Below are 14287 nucleotides of genomic sequence, written 5' to 3'. Positions count from 1 at the left end.
GAACTCGCCCGCATCGCGAGCGCGGATGTCCTCGGCATGCTCGCCGTTCCCGAGGTGTGCAGCGCGCTGTCGTCGGTGTGGTCGGCGGTTCTCGAGGCAGCGCTGACCGCCGTGGTCCGCAATTCCGAGCGGACCCGCGGCCCGGCGCCGGCCCGGATCGCGGTGATCGGGATGGGTCGTCTCGGTGGGGGAGAGCTCGGGTACGGCTCCGATGCCGATGTCCTGTTCGTGTGCGAACCGCTACCCGATGCCGATGAGGCAGACGCCGTGAAGTGGTCGAATTCGGTGGCCGAGCAGGTGCGTAAGCTGCTCGGGGCGCCGAGCACCGACCCGCCGCTCGAAGTCGATCTGAATCTGCGGCCGGAGGGGCGAAGCGGTCCGCTGGTGCGCACCCTCACGTCGTACGAGGCGTACTACACGCAGTGGGCCGAAGTGTGGGAGGTGCAGGCTCTGCTGCGCGCCCACACCGTGGCCGGCGACCCGGACCTGGGACTGCGGTTCCTCCATGTGATCGACAAGGTCCGCTACCCCGAAGGGGGTGTGTCCCAGGACGCGGTCCGTGAGATCCGGCGGATCAAGGCGCGCGTGGACTCCGAGCGGTTGCCCCGCGGCGCCGACCCTGCGACGCACACCAAGCTCGGCCGCGGTGGTCTCGCCGACATCGAATGGACGGTGCAGCTGCTTCAGTTGCAGTACGCGCATCGCATCGAGTCGCTGCACAACACGTCCACACTGAAGACGCTGGACGCGATCGGCGCGGCCGAACTGATCAGTGCGGCCGATGTCGAACTCCTGCGGGAATCCTGGCTGACCGCGACGCGCGCGCGTAACGCCCTGGTTCTGGTGCGGGGCAAGCCGACCGATCAGCTGCCCGGGCCCGGCAGGCTTCTGAGCGCGGTGGCTCGCGTGGCGGGATGGCCGGACTCGGACGCCTCGGAGTTCCTCGACCACTACCTGCGGGTGACGCGGCGGGCCCGAGCGGTGGTGGAGCGCGTCTTCGGTGGAGTCGGCAACGGACACTGAGCCGAGGTGTGAAAGCCGACTCCCGGTGATCAGCCGCCCGCGAACATCTTGATGCGCTGCTCGCGGCTGCGCTCGAGATGGTGACGCATGTGATCTCGGGCGGCCGCCGCGTCGCGGTCGCGGATGGCCGCGAGGATGCGGGTGTGCTCGTCGTTGAGCAGGTCGGCTTCGCCGTAGTTCGACGGCGGACCCGAATCGTAGATGCGCAGCTGCGTGGTGAGGCGGACGAGCAGCGCGGTGATGGTGGCATTGTGCGCGGCCTGCCACAACGCCTCGTGGAAGCGGAAATTTCCGCTGCGCACTTCCGTGTCTTCTGTTGCGGTGCAACAGAATCGATGTAACTGCTCGAGCCGCGCCAGGTCCAGGTCGGTGTGGCGGACGGCTGCAGCACCGGCGGCTTCGGACTCGAGAGCGACCCGCGCGGCGTAGATTTCGATGACGTCTTCGGGCGTGCCGGAGCGAACCCGGAACCCGCGGGTGGCGCGTTCGAGCAGACCGTCGTGGGCCAGCCAGTTCAGCGCTTCCCGGATGGGAGTGCGGGAGGCGCCGTAGGTCTCGCTGAGCTGGGTTTCGTGCAGTGCCGCGCCGCGCGGGAACTTGCCGGCGAGGATATCCGCGCGCAGGCGCAGGTACTGCTTGGATGTCTGGTCGTCGCGACCGGTGGGCGGCTCGGCGAGCAGTGAACTCGTCAGTTCGGCACTGGTGTCCTGGTCGGTCATCGTCTTCCCCGTCGATCGGCTCGGTGTCGCAGAGATTATGCCATCCGACGACGTGTGGATACTTGCGTATACGTTATTCGTCGTTTAGCGTCGCCAAGGTGATCGAGGAGAGCTCGCCGTTGATCGGCGCCGACGAACTGGCCGGTAACCCGGGCGCCTACGCGATTCTCGACGCCACCGTGTCCTTCCCCAAGCCCCGCTTCGACGGCGACTACCGCCCCGAATCGGGATATGCGTCCTGGGAGCGTGCGCACCTCCCCGGCTCGGCCCACGCCGATCTGCTCGGCGACTTCAGTGCCCCGGATACGGCCCTGCACTTCACCCGCCCGGCGCCGGAACAGCTCGCGGCCGCACTGGCCCGGCTCGGCGTCGAACCGCACTCCGAGATCGTGGTCTACGACCACGGCGCGATGACGTGGGCCGCGCGCCTGTGGTGGATGCTGCGCAATGTCGGAGTCCGCGCACGGGTCCTCGACGGTGGCCTCGAGCGCTGGACCTCGCTCGGACTGCCCGTGGGCTCCGGTCGCGGCGAACGCGGACCCGGCGCCGAAACCCGCACAGACCTCGTCGATCACGGCCTGTGGCGCGACCGCGACGACGTCCTCGCCGTCGGTACCGGCAGCGCACCGGGAACGCTGGTCTGTGCGCTCGACCCCGAGCAGTTCGCGGGCACCGCGACCACGCGCTACGCACGACGTGGACACATTCCGGGCAGCCGCAACCTGCCGGCGAAGAGCCTGCTCGACGCCGGCGTGCTGCGCCCGGTGCCACAACTTGTCGAACTCACCGATGCAGCGCTCCCCGGTGCGGAGCGTCCCCTCGTCCTGTACTGCGGCGGCGGTGTCTCCGCGTGCCTGGCAGCCCTCGCGCTGGTGCAGTCCGGCCACGACGGTGTCGCGGTCTACGACGGATCCCTCGAGGAATGGGCTGCCGATCCGGCGTTGCCGATGATTTCCGAAGGGAGCGCCGACGCGTGAAGCGATGTTCCTCGTTCTGACCGCGCACTCCTTTTCGAACCTTCTCCGACAGGAACCCCGTTGACCCACCCGAATACCCCGACCCTCGACGATCTCGCCGCGGCCCTCGACGCGCTGCGTGCACAGACACCGCTGGTGCAATCCCTGACGAACATCGTGTCCGCGAACTTCCTGACCAACGTGCTGCTCGCCGCCGGTGCCAGCAACGCCCACATCGACAACGTCCATGAGGCAGGCGGTTTTGCGCGCCTCGCCGGGGGCGTTCTGATCAACCTGGGGACACCGGACGATGGGACGGCGGCCGCGTTCACCGCTGCCGCCGAGGCTGCGCACGATGCAGGCATACCGTGGGTGCTCGACCCGGTCGGTGTCGGCGGTCTCCCGTGGCGTACCGGACTCGCCGCCGACCTGTTGAAGTACCGTCCCACCGCGATCCGCGGCAACGCCTCCGAGATCATCGCGCTTGCCGGACGCGGCGGGGACACCCGCGGAGTGGACAGCGCCGACGAGGCCGCCGCCGCGATCCCCTCCGCGCTGGCACTGCTCACACACGCCGATGCGGTGTCCGCGTCGGGACCCGTCGACTATCTGGTCGGCCGCGACGGCAACGGCGGTGTCGCCGGCCTGCGCATCGCCGGTGGCAGCGCGATGCTGCCCCGCGTGACCTCCACCGGATGTTCCCTCGGTGGACTCGTCGCCGCGTATCTCGCGGTGGCGCCCACGCCGCTGATCGGCCTCGCCGCCGCCCACACCCACGTCGCGGTCGCCTCCGAGATCGCCGAGGAAAATTCCTCCGGCCCGGGCTCGTTCGCGGTGGCGTACCTCGATGCGCTTTTCACAGTGGACACCGACACTCTGCGGTCGCGAGCCCGCATCGAAGCTTTCCACCCCGTCGAGAAGGATGAGAACTGATGGGCATCAAGACTTTCTGGTATCTCACCCAGGCCGACGGCGATTACCCGTGGACTCCCGACGGCTTGTATCCCGTCGACGCAGCACGGCAGATCGAACTGGCGAAAACCATCGACGACGGTGGCTTCGACGGCGCACTCGTCGCGACCTGGCCCAACGATCCGTTCGTCTCCGCGACGTGGGCCGCAGCCCACACCAGCCGGATGAAGTTTCTGGTGGCCGTCTACGCCAACATGACTCCCGCGCGCCTGCTCGCCGAGAAGGCGCTCACCTTCGACGCGTTCAGCGGCGGCAGATTGATGATCAACTCCGTCAACGGGCGCGAGAACATCCTCACCAAGTACGACATGAACGTCGAGCACGATCGACGCTACGAACTGGGGGAGCAGTACTGGGCCGATTTCCGTCGCCTCTACGCCGAGGGAACGGAATCGAACTTCCCGAACACGCCCCTGCGCATCGATCCCCCCGCCGGCGGCCACGCGGTACCCCTCTGGGGCACCGGTGATTCCCCGGCCGGGCTGCAGAACGCGGGCAAAGTCCTCGATGCCTACCTGATCATGTTGCGCGAGACCGCCTTCGTCGACGCGAAATTCACCGCGGCGCGTGAGGCCGCCGCCGTCGACGAGCGCGCATACACCGATTTCGGGGCGCTGTCCGGCGTCATCGTGCGGCCGACGCAGGCCGAGGCGCTCGATCGGTTCCGTTCACTGTTCGAGAAGACCGGAATCGACCGGATCAGCGAGGTGCTCGACCAGGCCGTCCGTCGCCGTACCGGCGGCCGCCAGGACCTGAAGACGTTCACGGCGAGAGACGCCCAGCGGCAGGGATGGGTCGACACGATCAATGCCGGCAAGCTTCCCGAACCGCAGGATCTCTATCTCGGCGACGGACTGTACGCGGGCATCACGGCATGGTCGCCCCTGGACATCTTCGCGACCGGTTCGTCGGCCGTGTACTACGCGGGAACGCCGGACGAGATCACCGGACACGTGCGCACGCTGCGCGACAAGACCGGGCTGACCACGCTGATCCTGGCCGGGTGGCCATTGATCGACGAGGCGAAGCACGTTGCCGAGCAGTTGATCCCGCGCTTCCGCGAGCTCTGAACCTGCCCCGGCCGGCGGCACGGGAAACCGGCCGCCGGCCGTGCGGCAGTCAGTTGCAGAAGATGGTCAGGCCGATGCCGCGCCACACCTTGGTCTCGATCTTGTCCCACTCCTTACCGTCCCAGTCGTAGCTGACTTCGACGTCGTACCCGAGATCGCGTTGCTCGGTGACCCGGCAGTCCTGCATCGTGCTGCCGGCGCGGTTGATGATGCGATAGGGGACGTTCGCCTCTCTCAATGTGGTGGTGGCCTGTTCCTGGGACATGCCCACGACGTGTGGGCCGGGTTGGGCGGTGGCCACCCCCGCGGCCAGGGGGCTCAGGAGCAGGGCGCCGGCGGCGGCACACGCCGCGGCCGAAAGGGTCGTACGCATGACGGCCTCCTTTCGGAGACGTTTTCGCTATTCGAGTGCTCTGCCCGGCGCGGTGGCCCGGCGGTCGTCGGCCGGTCGGCGTGGAACAACTACACGCGAAGGCCGGATGCGCATCGGCGGGCGGGACCCCCTGCAAAGAGGCATACCGGACGGGGGTGAAACCCTAGCGCATCGTCCATGCTCTCGCCGTGGCTGTCGGCGAAGTGTGTGTTACGTCATAGATGGTACACCGGTGTGCAAGTCGGTTTTCGATGCTGCGACCCTCGTGCGCTGCGGTTAGGGGTGGATTGATCGTTTCCCTCACCTTGCTATAAGGTCTGGCTAACCAAAATTAGGTTAGCCAAAGCAGGCTTAAGAGAATGTGATGCCCGTGACCCTCAGCAACCGGCGTATGCACGCCCTTCCAGTGGTTCTCGTACCGGCGCTTCTCGCCGCCGCATGCGGTTCCTCCGGCCCGGCGGCGACCGGCGGCGGGCCCGACACCGCGGACTCTCTCACCATCGCCCTGTCGAAGGACAGCGGACCGGTCAACATCTTCGCCGGCCAGACGGATCAGATGACCGAACTCGTCTACGACAAGCTCCTCGCGCCGTCGCCGTACGTCGCCGACCCGCAGCCGTGGCTCGCCACCGGCGTGCGGCAGGTCGACGCGACCACCTGGGATGTCGACCTGCGCGACGACGTCACCTGGCACGACGGCGAGGCATTCACCGCAGAAGACGTCGTCTTCAGCTTCCATTTCATGCACGCCGCCCCGACGGGACGCTTCACCCATCACGTCAACGACACCCCGTCGATCTCGACCGTCGAAGCGACAGGCCCGAACTCGGTGCGATTCGTGTGCGACTACTCGTGCCCCGAACTCGGCACCGTGACCCTCGCCGACCTTCCGGTGCTGCCCGAGCACTACTGGTCGAAGATCGACCCGGCGAAGGCGAAAGATGTCACCGACTACCCGATCGGCACCGGGCCGTACAAACTCGTCGACTACAGTCCCACCACCGGATACCGCTTCGAGGCCAATCCCGCCTACTTCGCGGGCACCCCGACCGTCGACGAACTCGTCATGCCGGTGATCGCCGACTCCTCCGCCGCCTTCACCGCTCTGAGCTCCGGACAGATCGACGCTGCCGACAGGGCACTGACCCCCGAGCTGGTCGATCAGTTCACGGCATCGAACGACATCGACGTCGTGACCGCCGCGCCGCTGAGCTACCCCGAACTGAAACTCAACTTCACTCGTGAACCGTTCGCTCAGGCAGACTTCCGGGCCGCGCTGAACTTCGCCGTCGACCGTGACCAGATGCTCGAGACCGTCGGCCTCGGACAGGGCCGTCCCGGTGCCCAGGGCTACGTGCACCCCGACGCACCGTTCGCCGATCCCGACGCTTCGACCCCGTACGACCCCGGGCAGACCGATACTCTGCTCGACTCTCTCGGCTGGACCGACACCGACGGTGACGGCAGCCGCGAGAACCCGGCCGGCGAGGACGTCACGTTCACATTGGTCGTCAACGGCGGAAACGCGCCGCATGTCCGGGCCGCCGAACTGCTCGCCGAAGACTTCGGAGAGGTCGGCATCGACGTCGCTGTCACGCCGCTCGATGCGGGTTCGCTCTCGGACGCGTCGTCGAAGAAGAACTACGATCTGCTCGTCGCCACCAACAGCCCGCACGCCGTGGCCGACTCGACGCAGTTCATCATGTCGCACCGCTCGGGCTACCTGTGGCAGCACCCCGATCTGACATACCCCGAGTTCGACGCCCTGTACGAGAAGTGGCGCGCCACCGAAACCAACGAATCGCGCATCGCGGCCATGCAGGAAATGCAGAAGCTGTTCAACCGTCAGCCCACCGCGATCGCCCTGTACTACCCCGACGAAGCGTGGGCCTATCGCGCCGACACCTTCGCCGGCTGGATCGAGACCCCCGGATACGGCATCGTCCACAAGTGGTCCTTCCTGCCCGCCGATGTCGTCGAAGCCGCCGACGCGCAAGCGCCGCAGGACTGATGAGCGTCCTTCGCCGAGCGGGACAGTACGCCCTTGTGCTGTGGGCCGCGGTGACACTGAATTTCGCGCTGCCGCAACTGGCGCCGGGAGATCCCGTCGACTACCTCTACGGCGGCGACCAGCAGTCGCTCGACCCCGTGTACCTCGAGCAGATGCGCGCGGAATACGGACTCGATCGGCCGGTTCTCGAGCAGTACGTCTCGTTCTGGTCCGGTCTGCTGCACGGAGACCTCGGGACCTCCGTGCAGCACAACCGGCCGGTCGTGGATGTGCTGTGGGACAAGCTGCCCTGGACCGTCGCCCTCGTCGGCATCGCAACCGTGCTCGCATTCGTCGTCGGCAGCCTGCTCGGGACGTGGGCCGCCTGGCGGCGCGGCACCGCGAAGGAAACCGGTACGGTCGTCACCGTTCTCGCGCTCGACTCGATGCCCGGATTCTGGATCGGCATGATCCTCATCTCCGTGTTCTCGGTGAGTCTCGGCTGGTTCCCCTCGTACGGGGCGGCCGCGATCCACGCGACCGGTGTCGAATGGCTCGCCGAAGTCGCCTCCCGCATGGTCCTGCCGGTCGCCACCTTGACCATCGCCGGCGTGGGAGGGTTCTTCCTCATGACCCGCGCGTCGATGGTGGGTGTGCTCGACGAACCGTTCATTCGTCTCGCCCGCGCCAAGGGGCTCGGTGAATACCGTGTCGCTGTAGGTCACGCTCTGCGCAACGCGCTGTTGCCGGTCTATACGACGCTCTCCCTCACGATCGGTGTGCTGCTCTCGGGCGCCGTCGTCGTCGAATCGGTCTTCGCGTATCCGGGGCTGGGCAAACTCACCTTCGACGCGGTCACCGCACGGGACTACCCCCTGCTGCAGGGCGCCTTCCTGCTCGCGACCGTCGGCATCCTGGTGGCGAACCTCCTCGCCGATCTGACCTACCCGCTGCTCGACCCGCGAGTGCGCAAGGACCGCGCCGCGGGCAAAGTCCCGGAAGGAGTGCCCGCATGACCGTTCTCGGTACGAAGACCCGGTCACAGCGCCTCGCGCTCGTCGGTGCGGTCATCCTGGGGACGCTGCTGGTGTGCGCGATCGCGGCACCGTGGCTTGCGTCGTACGACCCGGCCGAGCGCGTCGCCCGCCCGTTCGCGGGTCCGTCCGCGGCGCACTGGCTCGGGGCCGACGATGTCGGCCACGACCTGCTGTCGATGCTCGTCCACGGCGCTCGGATCTCCATGTTCGTCGGGATCGTCGCGGCCCTCGTCGCGACCGCGCTCGGCACGGCGGTCGGCGTCGTCGCGGGCTATGGGCGCGGCGCGGTGGACACGATTCTCATGCGGATCGTCGATGTCGTGCTGTCGTTGCCGGTGCTGCCGTTGACGATCGTCATCGGGGTCTTTGCAGGTCCGGGGTTGACCACTCGGATCATGGTGATCTCGGGGGTGCTGTGGGCCGGGCTGGCCCGTGAACTGCGCGCACAGGTGCTCACGCTGCGCGAACGCGACTACATTCAGGCCGAACGGGCCATGGGCGCCGGACCGCTGTATGTGCTGCGCCGGCACATTCTTCCCGCCGTCGTGCCGCTCGTGATTCCGCAGTTCGTGCTCACGGTGAAGACTGCGATTCTGCTCGAGGCGTCGCTGGCGTTCCTCGGTCTCGGCGACATCTCCGAGGCCAGCTGGGGATCGATGCTGTCGATGGCCCACTCGCGCAACGCATTCCTCACCGATGCCTGGCTGTGGTGGGTGCTACCGCCCGGCACGGCGATCGCCGTCACGGTCCTCGGATTCGCCCTGCTCGGCAACGCGATCGAAGAACGATCGCGCCCTGCCCTCCTCCCGCGCCGACGCGCGCGTGTCCGGACGACCGCACCGCTCGAGTTGCCTGCGTCGGCCGGCCGCGACCCCCTGGTGGTCGACGACCTCACCGTCGTCTACGGCCGGGACGGTCGCGGCGCCACCAACATTTCGTTCACGGTCGCCCCCGGGGAGCTCGTCGGGCTGGTCGGCGAGTCGGGGAGCGGCAAGTCCACGGTCGCCGCCGCAGTCCTGGGACTCCTGCCTCCCGCAGCGCACATCGCGTCCGGTGGTGTGCTGGTGTCGGGCCGAGAAGTCGCGACGATGCCGTCCGCGGAACTCCGTGCGATGCGCGGCAACCGGATCTCCCTCATTCCCCAGGAAGCACTCAGCGCGCTGAACCCGGTACGGACCATCGGATCCCAGCTCGACGAGGCCGTTCTCGCACACCGCTCGTGCCCGCGCGGCGAGGCGCGGGAGCGGACTCTCGAACTGCTGACGCAGGTCGGCCTCGGCACCGACCGTGTGGATGCCTATCCACACCAACTGTCCGGCGGCATGCGTCAGCGCGTCGTCATCGCGATGGCGCTGGCCAATGAACCGGACGTCATCGTCGCCGACGAGCCCACCAGCGGTCTCGACGTGCTCCGCGAAGCCGAAGTGCTCGCGTTGCTCGACCACTTGCGGACCCGCCATGCGCTCGCGTTGCTGATCGTCACGCACAACCTGCCCGTCATCGAACGCATCGCCGACCGCATCGCGGTGATGAAGGACGGTGAACTCGTCGAGATCGGCACGACTCGGCAGATCACCACCGAGCCGCAGCATCCGTACACGCGCCGGCTCGTCGAGTCTGCGCCGCGCCTGGTACCCGTTCTGCAGAAGGTGACCGGATGAGTGCGCTGCTCGAGATCGCTTCTCTGTCGGTGGTCTACAACGGGGTACCGGCCGTCGACGGCGTGCACCTGCAGGTGGCTGCCGGTGAATCGGTCGCACTCGTCGGTGGGTCCGGAGCCGGGAAGTCGACCGTCGCGCGCGCGGTTGCCGGGCTCGTGACTCCGACCGCGGGCAGTATCCGATTCGACGGTATCGACCTGACTGCAGCTGCCCGGCGACGTGGCAGGGCTCTGCGCCGCGGCATGCACCTGGTGTTCCAGGACCCGTACGCGTCGCTACCACCGGGACTGCGGGTCGGTGAGATCGTCGCGGAGCCGATGGTGATCCACCGGATCGGCACCCGCGACAGCCGGCGTGCCGCGGTACTCGAGGCGCTCGAGGCCGTGCGGCTCGCGCCGGCCACGGACTTCGCGGCCCGCTATCCGCACGAGTTGTCGGGCGGCCAGCGGCAGCGTGTCGCCTTCGCGAGGGCGTTGGTCACCCGGCCACGGCTCCTGCTCGCCGACGAACCGACCAGCGGCCTCGACGCGTCGCTGCGCCTGGAAATCGTCGACCTGATGACCGAACTCGCGCGGACCCAGGGCCTCGCCGTTGTCCACATCACCCACGACCTTGCCCTCGCGGGACACAGCTGCGACCGCATCGTGGTGATGCGCGACGGCAGAATCGTGGAAACAGGAAGCACCGCAACAGTTCTCGCCAACCCCTCACACCAGTACACCGCAGCCCTCGTGGCCGCCGCGACCGGCGCCCACTGAATGAACACAACCCACCGAACGAACAAGGAGAACCCGACATGACCTCAGCAATACGGATCGCCGACAGCGGAACACTCATCGAATACACCCTCGACGACATCATGAAGTACCACGGCCCCGGATTCCCCGGTGGTGTGGCGCATGCCGTGAAGGTGCTCGAACGTGCCCTCCCGGCCTTGAGCCCCGGCGGCCCGGCCGAGCGCCGCGAGATCTCGGTGACCACCGCGCATCGCGGCCCGGGCGTGCGCGACACGTTCGAGGCCGTCACCCGGGCGGTGACCGAAGGGCGGTTCACCGTCGATTCGGCACTCGAGCGGACCGACCGCGGCGAGACACTCGAGCGGTACGTGTTCGAACTGACCTATCGCGGCAGCACCGTGCGACTCGAGGTGCGGGAGGGCTTCGTCACCGACGAATTCATCTCCCTCGGTCGCAAGACCGCTCGCAGCGAGGCGGAGGAGCAGCGCCTGACGGTGCTCAAACAGGAGATGGCCGACCGGCTCCTGGCCGCGCCCGCCGACGAGGTGTACGACGTCGTCTCCTGACGGAACGTGGACGGCCGTCGGCCGGTACGGTTCTGCTCATGCCGTCGGCTGTCCGTACCACCCTGGTTCTGCTGTCGGTGACCGTGTCGGCAGCGCTGACCTGGGTCGCCTGGCTGGGATGGGAGTCGGGCTACCGGCGACTGCCCGACGGCCGTGTCGAGGGTCCGTACTCGCCGGCGCAGGTGGTCGCGTGCGCTGCCACGCTCATCGCGATCGTCGTCCTCGGATGTCTGGCGGTGAGGTGCGCGACGGGGCCTGCCGGGGCAGTGGTCGCGTGCGCGACCGCAGGATTCGCATTCGCGTGGGGACGCGACGCGGCGGCAGCCGACGAGACCGGGTTGTGGGGCGTGGGCCTGCTCCTGCTTGTGGTGGGCTGCTCAGTCGGAGGAACCGCGGTCGCGGTGGTCACCGCGCTCGCCTCGCGATGGATGCGGCGATTTCGACCGTAATTGTCGGACACGTCGGCTACTTTCCGACCATGAGCGACACCGTCAAGGGCCCCGAATCGTATTTTCCGTCCATCGAAAAGAAGTACGGCCGCCCTATCGAGGAATGGAAGACATTGATCCGCGGTTCCGGACACAGCAAGCACATGGAGCTGGTGAACTGGCTGAAAGCCGAGCACGGCATGGGACACGGACACGCCAATGCGCTTGTCGCCCATACCTTGAAGGATTCGGAAACTTCGTAGGATCGCCGGACCCACCGCCGGACCGGAGCGGGACGGCGGGGTCACGTATCCGACGTCCTCAGGTGTTGTCGATCCAGCGCAGCAGTGCGTACAAGAAGCGAGTGGCGCCCGGCATGAAGTTGCTGCCGTGGTGGTACATCGGATCCAGTGTGGTGACGATGATGCGGCCGGGTGTGGTGACCGTGTCTTCGTACAGCATCATGCCGGCATCGCGGACGGTGCCGTCGCTGTCGGGTTCTTCGGACACCAGCAGCGGTACCACGTCCGCGTCGGTGTTGAGAATGCCGTGGTGGTGCCAGATCACGGATTTGCTCGTGAGGTACCGCCACGATTCGTGGCCGTGGCTGCGGGTGCGGATCATCGGATCCTCCTTCGTCAGCCACCACCAGAAGTTCGTCGGTCGCGGTTCCCAGTGCACGCCGGGAAGCCAAGTGTGGGCGCCGCTTTCGCCGAGCGCAACCAGTGTTGCGCCGCGCTCGGCCACGGAACGGAACTGTGCGGCGTTGCGCGCGACCAACTCCGGGTGCAGCCGATCCCCGACGACGACGGCGTCGTACTCGTCCAGGTCGCCGGGTTGCAGGTCGGGAAGGTAGAGGAAGTCCGGCTGGTAGGCGAGTACCGCCGGGTCCTTCATCGTCTGGAGGTGGAAGTAGGAACCCCCGTGGACGATGGCGAGGCGGCGGCCGCGCTGCGGGGCGCGGTCGGTGCGGGAGAAGGGTTCGACGGTTGTCATCGCTGCATCAGCCAATCGATCAGTTGCACGGTCAGCCGGGAGGAGCTGTTCGGGTCGTTCTTCCAGCCGGTGAGGTCGTTACCGCCGTGCGCGAGCACCTGGCCCTCGCCCAGCGGATAGACGTAGTCGAGGGGGAGCGCGTGCCGTCCGATGCGGGTGGTGACGACTGCGTCTTCGGGGATCTTGTCGAGGTAACCGCGGGCGTAGAACCCGGTCACGCCACTGCGAGAGCTCAGGTCGGCGGGATCCACGCCGTCCCAGACCGGGTGTGGATCGCCGAGTGTGATCGCGAGATCTTTCGGGCCGGTGTACGCGAGCTTGCGCCAGACACCGAGTCCGGGAAGGAAATCGGTGAGCGCGTGCCCCATGACCGCGACGCGGCCTCCCGCGGTGACGAACGCGGTGAGCAACTCTCGGTGGCGTTCGAGGAAGATCTGGTCGGTTCCGCCTCCGATGATCAGGCCGCGGACGGAGGTCAGGTCCGTGAGGGGCAGCCGGTAGAGGTCCACCCGGCCCACGCGCGGATCATCCTCGGCGGTTCCGGCGAGATTGTCGGAGCCCATGGAGACGTGGAGGACGGGCGCGATCGTGGTGGGAGTGCGCGCGGGCGGCAGGGGAGCGGTGGTGAGAGAGCTGTCGGGTGCAGGCACAGGCTTCTTCCGGCTGGGAGCGCTGGGCTCATCGACGAACGCGGACGCTATGAAGGTAAGCCTTGCTTAACGAATGGTCAAACCCGCTCCGGCTGAGCACTCTGCACACCGAGCTGGTGTGTCGTGCGTCACACCTGATCAGAATGTTGTGTTTAGAAATCTCTTGTTGACTGTTTCAATCAGCTCAGACGACTATTGCTACACCGAATGATGTGATCCGAGCGACACGGCACAACCGATGTCGCAAGCGAACGAACGGTGGTGTGCGATGACGGAAACCGCGATCCGCGAAAGCGAACGCGTTCCCTACGACCTGGGAGACCGGTACCGCTCCGGCTCGGGCACGGTACTGCTCACCGGCGTCCAGGCGATCGCGCGGCAACTCGTCGAACAGCACGTGCGCGACATCCGCGACGGACGCCGGGTCGCCACCTTCGTCTCCGGATATCCCGGAAGCCCCCTCGGCGGCCTCGACAAGTTGCTGCACGGCATGCCGAAGGTCCTTGCCGAACACGACATCACCTTCGTGCCCGGCTTCAACGAGGAACTCGCTGCGACATCGGTGTGGGGCAGCCAGGGACAACTCGGCGCGGGCACACCGACCCACGACGGCGTCGTCGGTGTCTGGTACGGCAAGGGACCGGGCCTGGATCGCGCCACCGACGCGCTGCGCCACGCCAATATGTACGGCGTCGATCCCAACGGCGGTGTGCTGCTCATGGTCGGCGACGACCCGGCGTCCAAGTCGTCGACGGTCCCGGCCGTGAGCGAGCGGTCCCTCGCCGCCCTCGGCATCCCGGTGCTGTTTCCGCGCAACGCCGCCGAGATCGTCACGATGGGCCTGCACGGGGTCGCACTCTCGCGCGCGTCGGGTTGCGTCGTCGCGCTCAAGATCGTCGCCGACGTCGCCGACGGCGCCTGGTCGGTCGACGGCTCGGTCTCGGACCTCGACATCGCCGTTCCCGAAATCGAGTGGCAAGGAAAACCGTTCGCCTACCGGCAGCGCCCGATGGCTGCGCCGAGCGACAGCGTCATCTCCGAGGCCGACCTGTACGGTCCGCGATGGAAGATGGTCCACGCCTACGGCAAGGCCAACAACCTCGACGTCA

The 14287-nt window shown here is 67.4% G+C and carries 15 protein-coding genes and 1 pseudogene; 12 read left to right on the top strand and 4 right to left on the bottom strand.

All coding sequences use genetic code 11. From position 1 onward, the window contains the following. A partial coding sequence (locus Q8814_RS19175; RefSeq protein ID WP_330153583.1) for a [protein-PII] uridylyltransferase family protein occupies positions 1-1023 on the top strand: 1023 nt, incomplete at its 5' end. A 29-nt stretch (positions 1024-1052) separates the two neighbouring features. Here the strand turns inward: Q8814_RS19175 and Q8814_RS19170 are convergent. Beyond that, complete coding sequence (locus Q8814_RS19170; RefSeq protein ID WP_330153582.1) at positions 1053-1742, bottom strand: GntR family transcriptional regulator; 690 nt, start codon at positions 1740-1742, stop codon at positions 1053-1055. Positions 1743-1840: 98 nt separating this feature from the next. On the opposite strand from Q8814_RS19170, the gene Q8814_RS19165 reads away from it, so the two are divergent. From Q8814_RS19165 to Q8814_RS19155, 3 genes are read left to right on the top strand one after another with little or no spacing between them, the layout of a single operon-like run. Further along, positions 1841-2719: a sulfurtransferase gene (locus Q8814_RS19165; protein ID WP_330153581.1), complete on the top strand. Its 879-nt coding sequence runs from the start codon at positions 1841-1843 to the stop codon at positions 2717-2719. Positions 2720-2779: 60 nt separating this feature from the next. Then, positions 2780-3631 carry a hydroxyethylthiazole kinase gene (gene thiM, locus Q8814_RS19160; protein ID WP_330153580.1) on the top strand — a complete coding sequence of 284 codons (852 nt, stop codon included), beginning with the start codon at positions 2780-2782 and terminating at the stop codon, positions 3629-3631. Next, positions 3631-4740: an LLM class flavin-dependent oxidoreductase gene (locus Q8814_RS19155; protein ID WP_330153579.1), complete on the top strand. Its 1110-nt coding sequence runs from the start codon at positions 3631-3633 to the stop codon at positions 4738-4740. The genes thiM and Q8814_RS19155 overlap by 1 nt, the downstream gene beginning before the upstream one ends. 49 nt (positions 4741-4789) lie before the next feature. On the opposite strand, the gene Q8814_RS19150 is transcribed toward Q8814_RS19155, so the two are convergent. Next, a complete protein-coding gene (locus Q8814_RS19150) occupies positions 4790-5113 on the bottom strand; it encodes a PASTA domain-containing protein (RefSeq protein ID WP_330153578.1) in 324 nt (107 codons plus the stop codon). Between the two features lie 370 nt (positions 5114-5483). On the opposite strand from Q8814_RS19150, the gene Q8814_RS19145 reads away from it, so the two are divergent. From Q8814_RS19145 to Q8814_RS19115, 7 genes are read left to right on the top strand one after another with little or no spacing between them, the layout of a single operon-like run. Next, positions 5484-7124, top strand: coding sequence for an ABC transporter substrate-binding protein (locus tag Q8814_RS19145; protein WP_330153576.1), 1641 nt, complete (start codon positions 5484-5486; stop codon positions 7122-7124). Next, positions 7124-8119 carry an ABC transporter permease gene (locus Q8814_RS19140; RefSeq protein ID WP_330153575.1) on the top strand — a complete coding sequence of 332 codons (996 nt, stop codon included), beginning with the start codon at positions 7124-7126 and terminating at the stop codon, positions 8117-8119. Before Q8814_RS19145 ends, Q8814_RS19140 begins: the two co-directional genes overlap by 1 nt. Next, positions 8116-9801 carry a dipeptide/oligopeptide/nickel ABC transporter permease/ATP-binding protein gene (locus Q8814_RS19135; protein ID WP_330153574.1) on the top strand — a complete coding sequence of 562 codons (1686 nt, stop codon included), beginning with the start codon at positions 8116-8118 and terminating at the stop codon, positions 9799-9801. The genes Q8814_RS19140 and Q8814_RS19135 overlap by 4 nt, the downstream gene beginning before the upstream one ends. Continuing rightward, positions 9798-10559 carry an ABC transporter ATP-binding protein gene (locus Q8814_RS19130; protein WP_330153573.1) on the top strand — a complete coding sequence of 254 codons (762 nt, stop codon included), beginning with the start codon at positions 9798-9800 and terminating at the stop codon, positions 10557-10559. Before Q8814_RS19135 ends, Q8814_RS19130 begins: the two co-directional genes overlap by 4 nt. Before the next feature lie 38 nt (positions 10560-10597). After that, on the top strand, positions 10598-11104 hold the full coding sequence (locus Q8814_RS19125) for a hypothetical protein (RefSeq protein WP_330153572.1): 507 nt from the start codon (positions 10598-10600) through the stop codon (positions 11102-11104). A 38-nt stretch (positions 11105-11142) separates the two neighbouring features. Next, the gene (locus Q8814_RS19120) at positions 11143-11553 is read left to right on the top strand and encodes a hypothetical protein (protein ID WP_330153571.1); all 411 of its coding nucleotides are present in this window, start codon (positions 11143-11145) and stop codon (positions 11551-11553) included. A gap of 29 nt (positions 11554-11582) precedes the next feature. Continuing rightward, positions 11583-11795, top strand: coding sequence for a DUF4287 domain-containing protein (locus tag Q8814_RS19115; protein ID WP_330153570.1), 213 nt, complete (start codon positions 11583-11585; stop codon positions 11793-11795). A gap of 58 nt (positions 11796-11853) precedes the next feature. Here the strand turns inward: Q8814_RS19115 and Q8814_RS19110 are convergent, their stop codons facing one another. Further along, positions 11854-12528: a hypothetical protein gene (locus Q8814_RS19110; protein ID WP_330153569.1), complete on the bottom strand. Its 675-nt coding sequence runs from the start codon at positions 12526-12528 to the stop codon at positions 11854-11856. Then, positions 12525-13178, bottom strand: a complete 654-nt coding sequence (locus Q8814_RS19105) for a hypothetical protein (RefSeq protein ID WP_330153568.1) — start codon at positions 13176-13178, stop codon at positions 12525-12527. The genes Q8814_RS19110 and Q8814_RS19105 overlap by 4 nt, the downstream gene beginning before the upstream one ends. Before the next feature lie 268 nt (positions 13179-13446). Between Q8814_RS19105 and Q8814_RS19100 the strand changes: the two are divergent. After that, positions 13447-14287, top strand: a pseudogene (locus Q8814_RS19100) (indolepyruvate ferredoxin oxidoreductase family protein); the annotation flags it as partial.

This window comes from Rhodococcus chondri, assembly GCF_036327435.1.
Taxonomy (GTDB): Bacteria; Actinomycetota; Actinomycetes; order Mycobacteriales; family Mycobacteriaceae; genus Rhodococcus; species Rhodococcus chondri.
This window is presented reverse-complemented; position numbering and strand designations above follow the sequence as displayed.

What these genes read in the sequence shown, in the direction of transcription:
- Q8814_RS19115 (WP_330153570.1), top strand. Translation starts at nt 11,583, where the DNA reads ATGAGCGACACCGTCAAGGGCCCCGAATCGTATTTTCCGTCCATCGAA.
- Q8814_RS19140 (WP_330153575.1), top strand. Translation starts at nt 7,124, where the DNA reads ATGAGCGTCCTTCGCCGAGCGGGACAGTACGCCCTTGTGCTGTGGGCC.
- Q8814_RS19170 (WP_330153582.1), bottom strand. Translation starts at nt 1,742, where the DNA reads ATGACCGACCAGGACACCAGTGCCGAACTGACGAGTTCACTGCTCGCC.
- Q8814_RS19135 (WP_330153574.1), top strand. Translation starts at nt 8,116, where the DNA reads ATGACCGTTCTCGGTACGAAGACCCGGTCACAGCGCCTCGCGCTCGTC.
- Q8814_RS19150 (WP_330153578.1), bottom strand. Translation starts at nt 5,113, where the DNA reads ATGCGTACGACCCTTTCGGCCGCGGCGTGTGCCGCCGCCGGCGCCCTG.
- Q8814_RS19110 (WP_330153569.1), bottom strand. Translation starts at nt 12,528, where the DNA reads ATGACAACCGTCGAACCCTTCTCCCGCACCGACCGCGCCCCGCAGCGC.
- Q8814_RS19120 (WP_330153571.1), top strand. Translation starts at nt 11,143, where the DNA reads ATGCCGTCGGCTGTCCGTACCACCCTGGTTCTGCTGTCGGTGACCGTG.
- Q8814_RS19130 (WP_330153573.1), top strand. Translation starts at nt 9,798, where the DNA reads ATGAGTGCGCTGCTCGAGATCGCTTCTCTGTCGGTGGTCTACAACGGG.
- Q8814_RS19125 (WP_330153572.1), top strand. Translation starts at nt 10,598, where the DNA reads ATGACCTCAGCAATACGGATCGCCGACAGCGGAACACTCATCGAATAC.
- Q8814_RS19155 (WP_330153579.1), top strand. Translation starts at nt 3,631, where the DNA reads ATGGGCATCAAGACTTTCTGGTATCTCACCCAGGCCGACGGCGATTAC.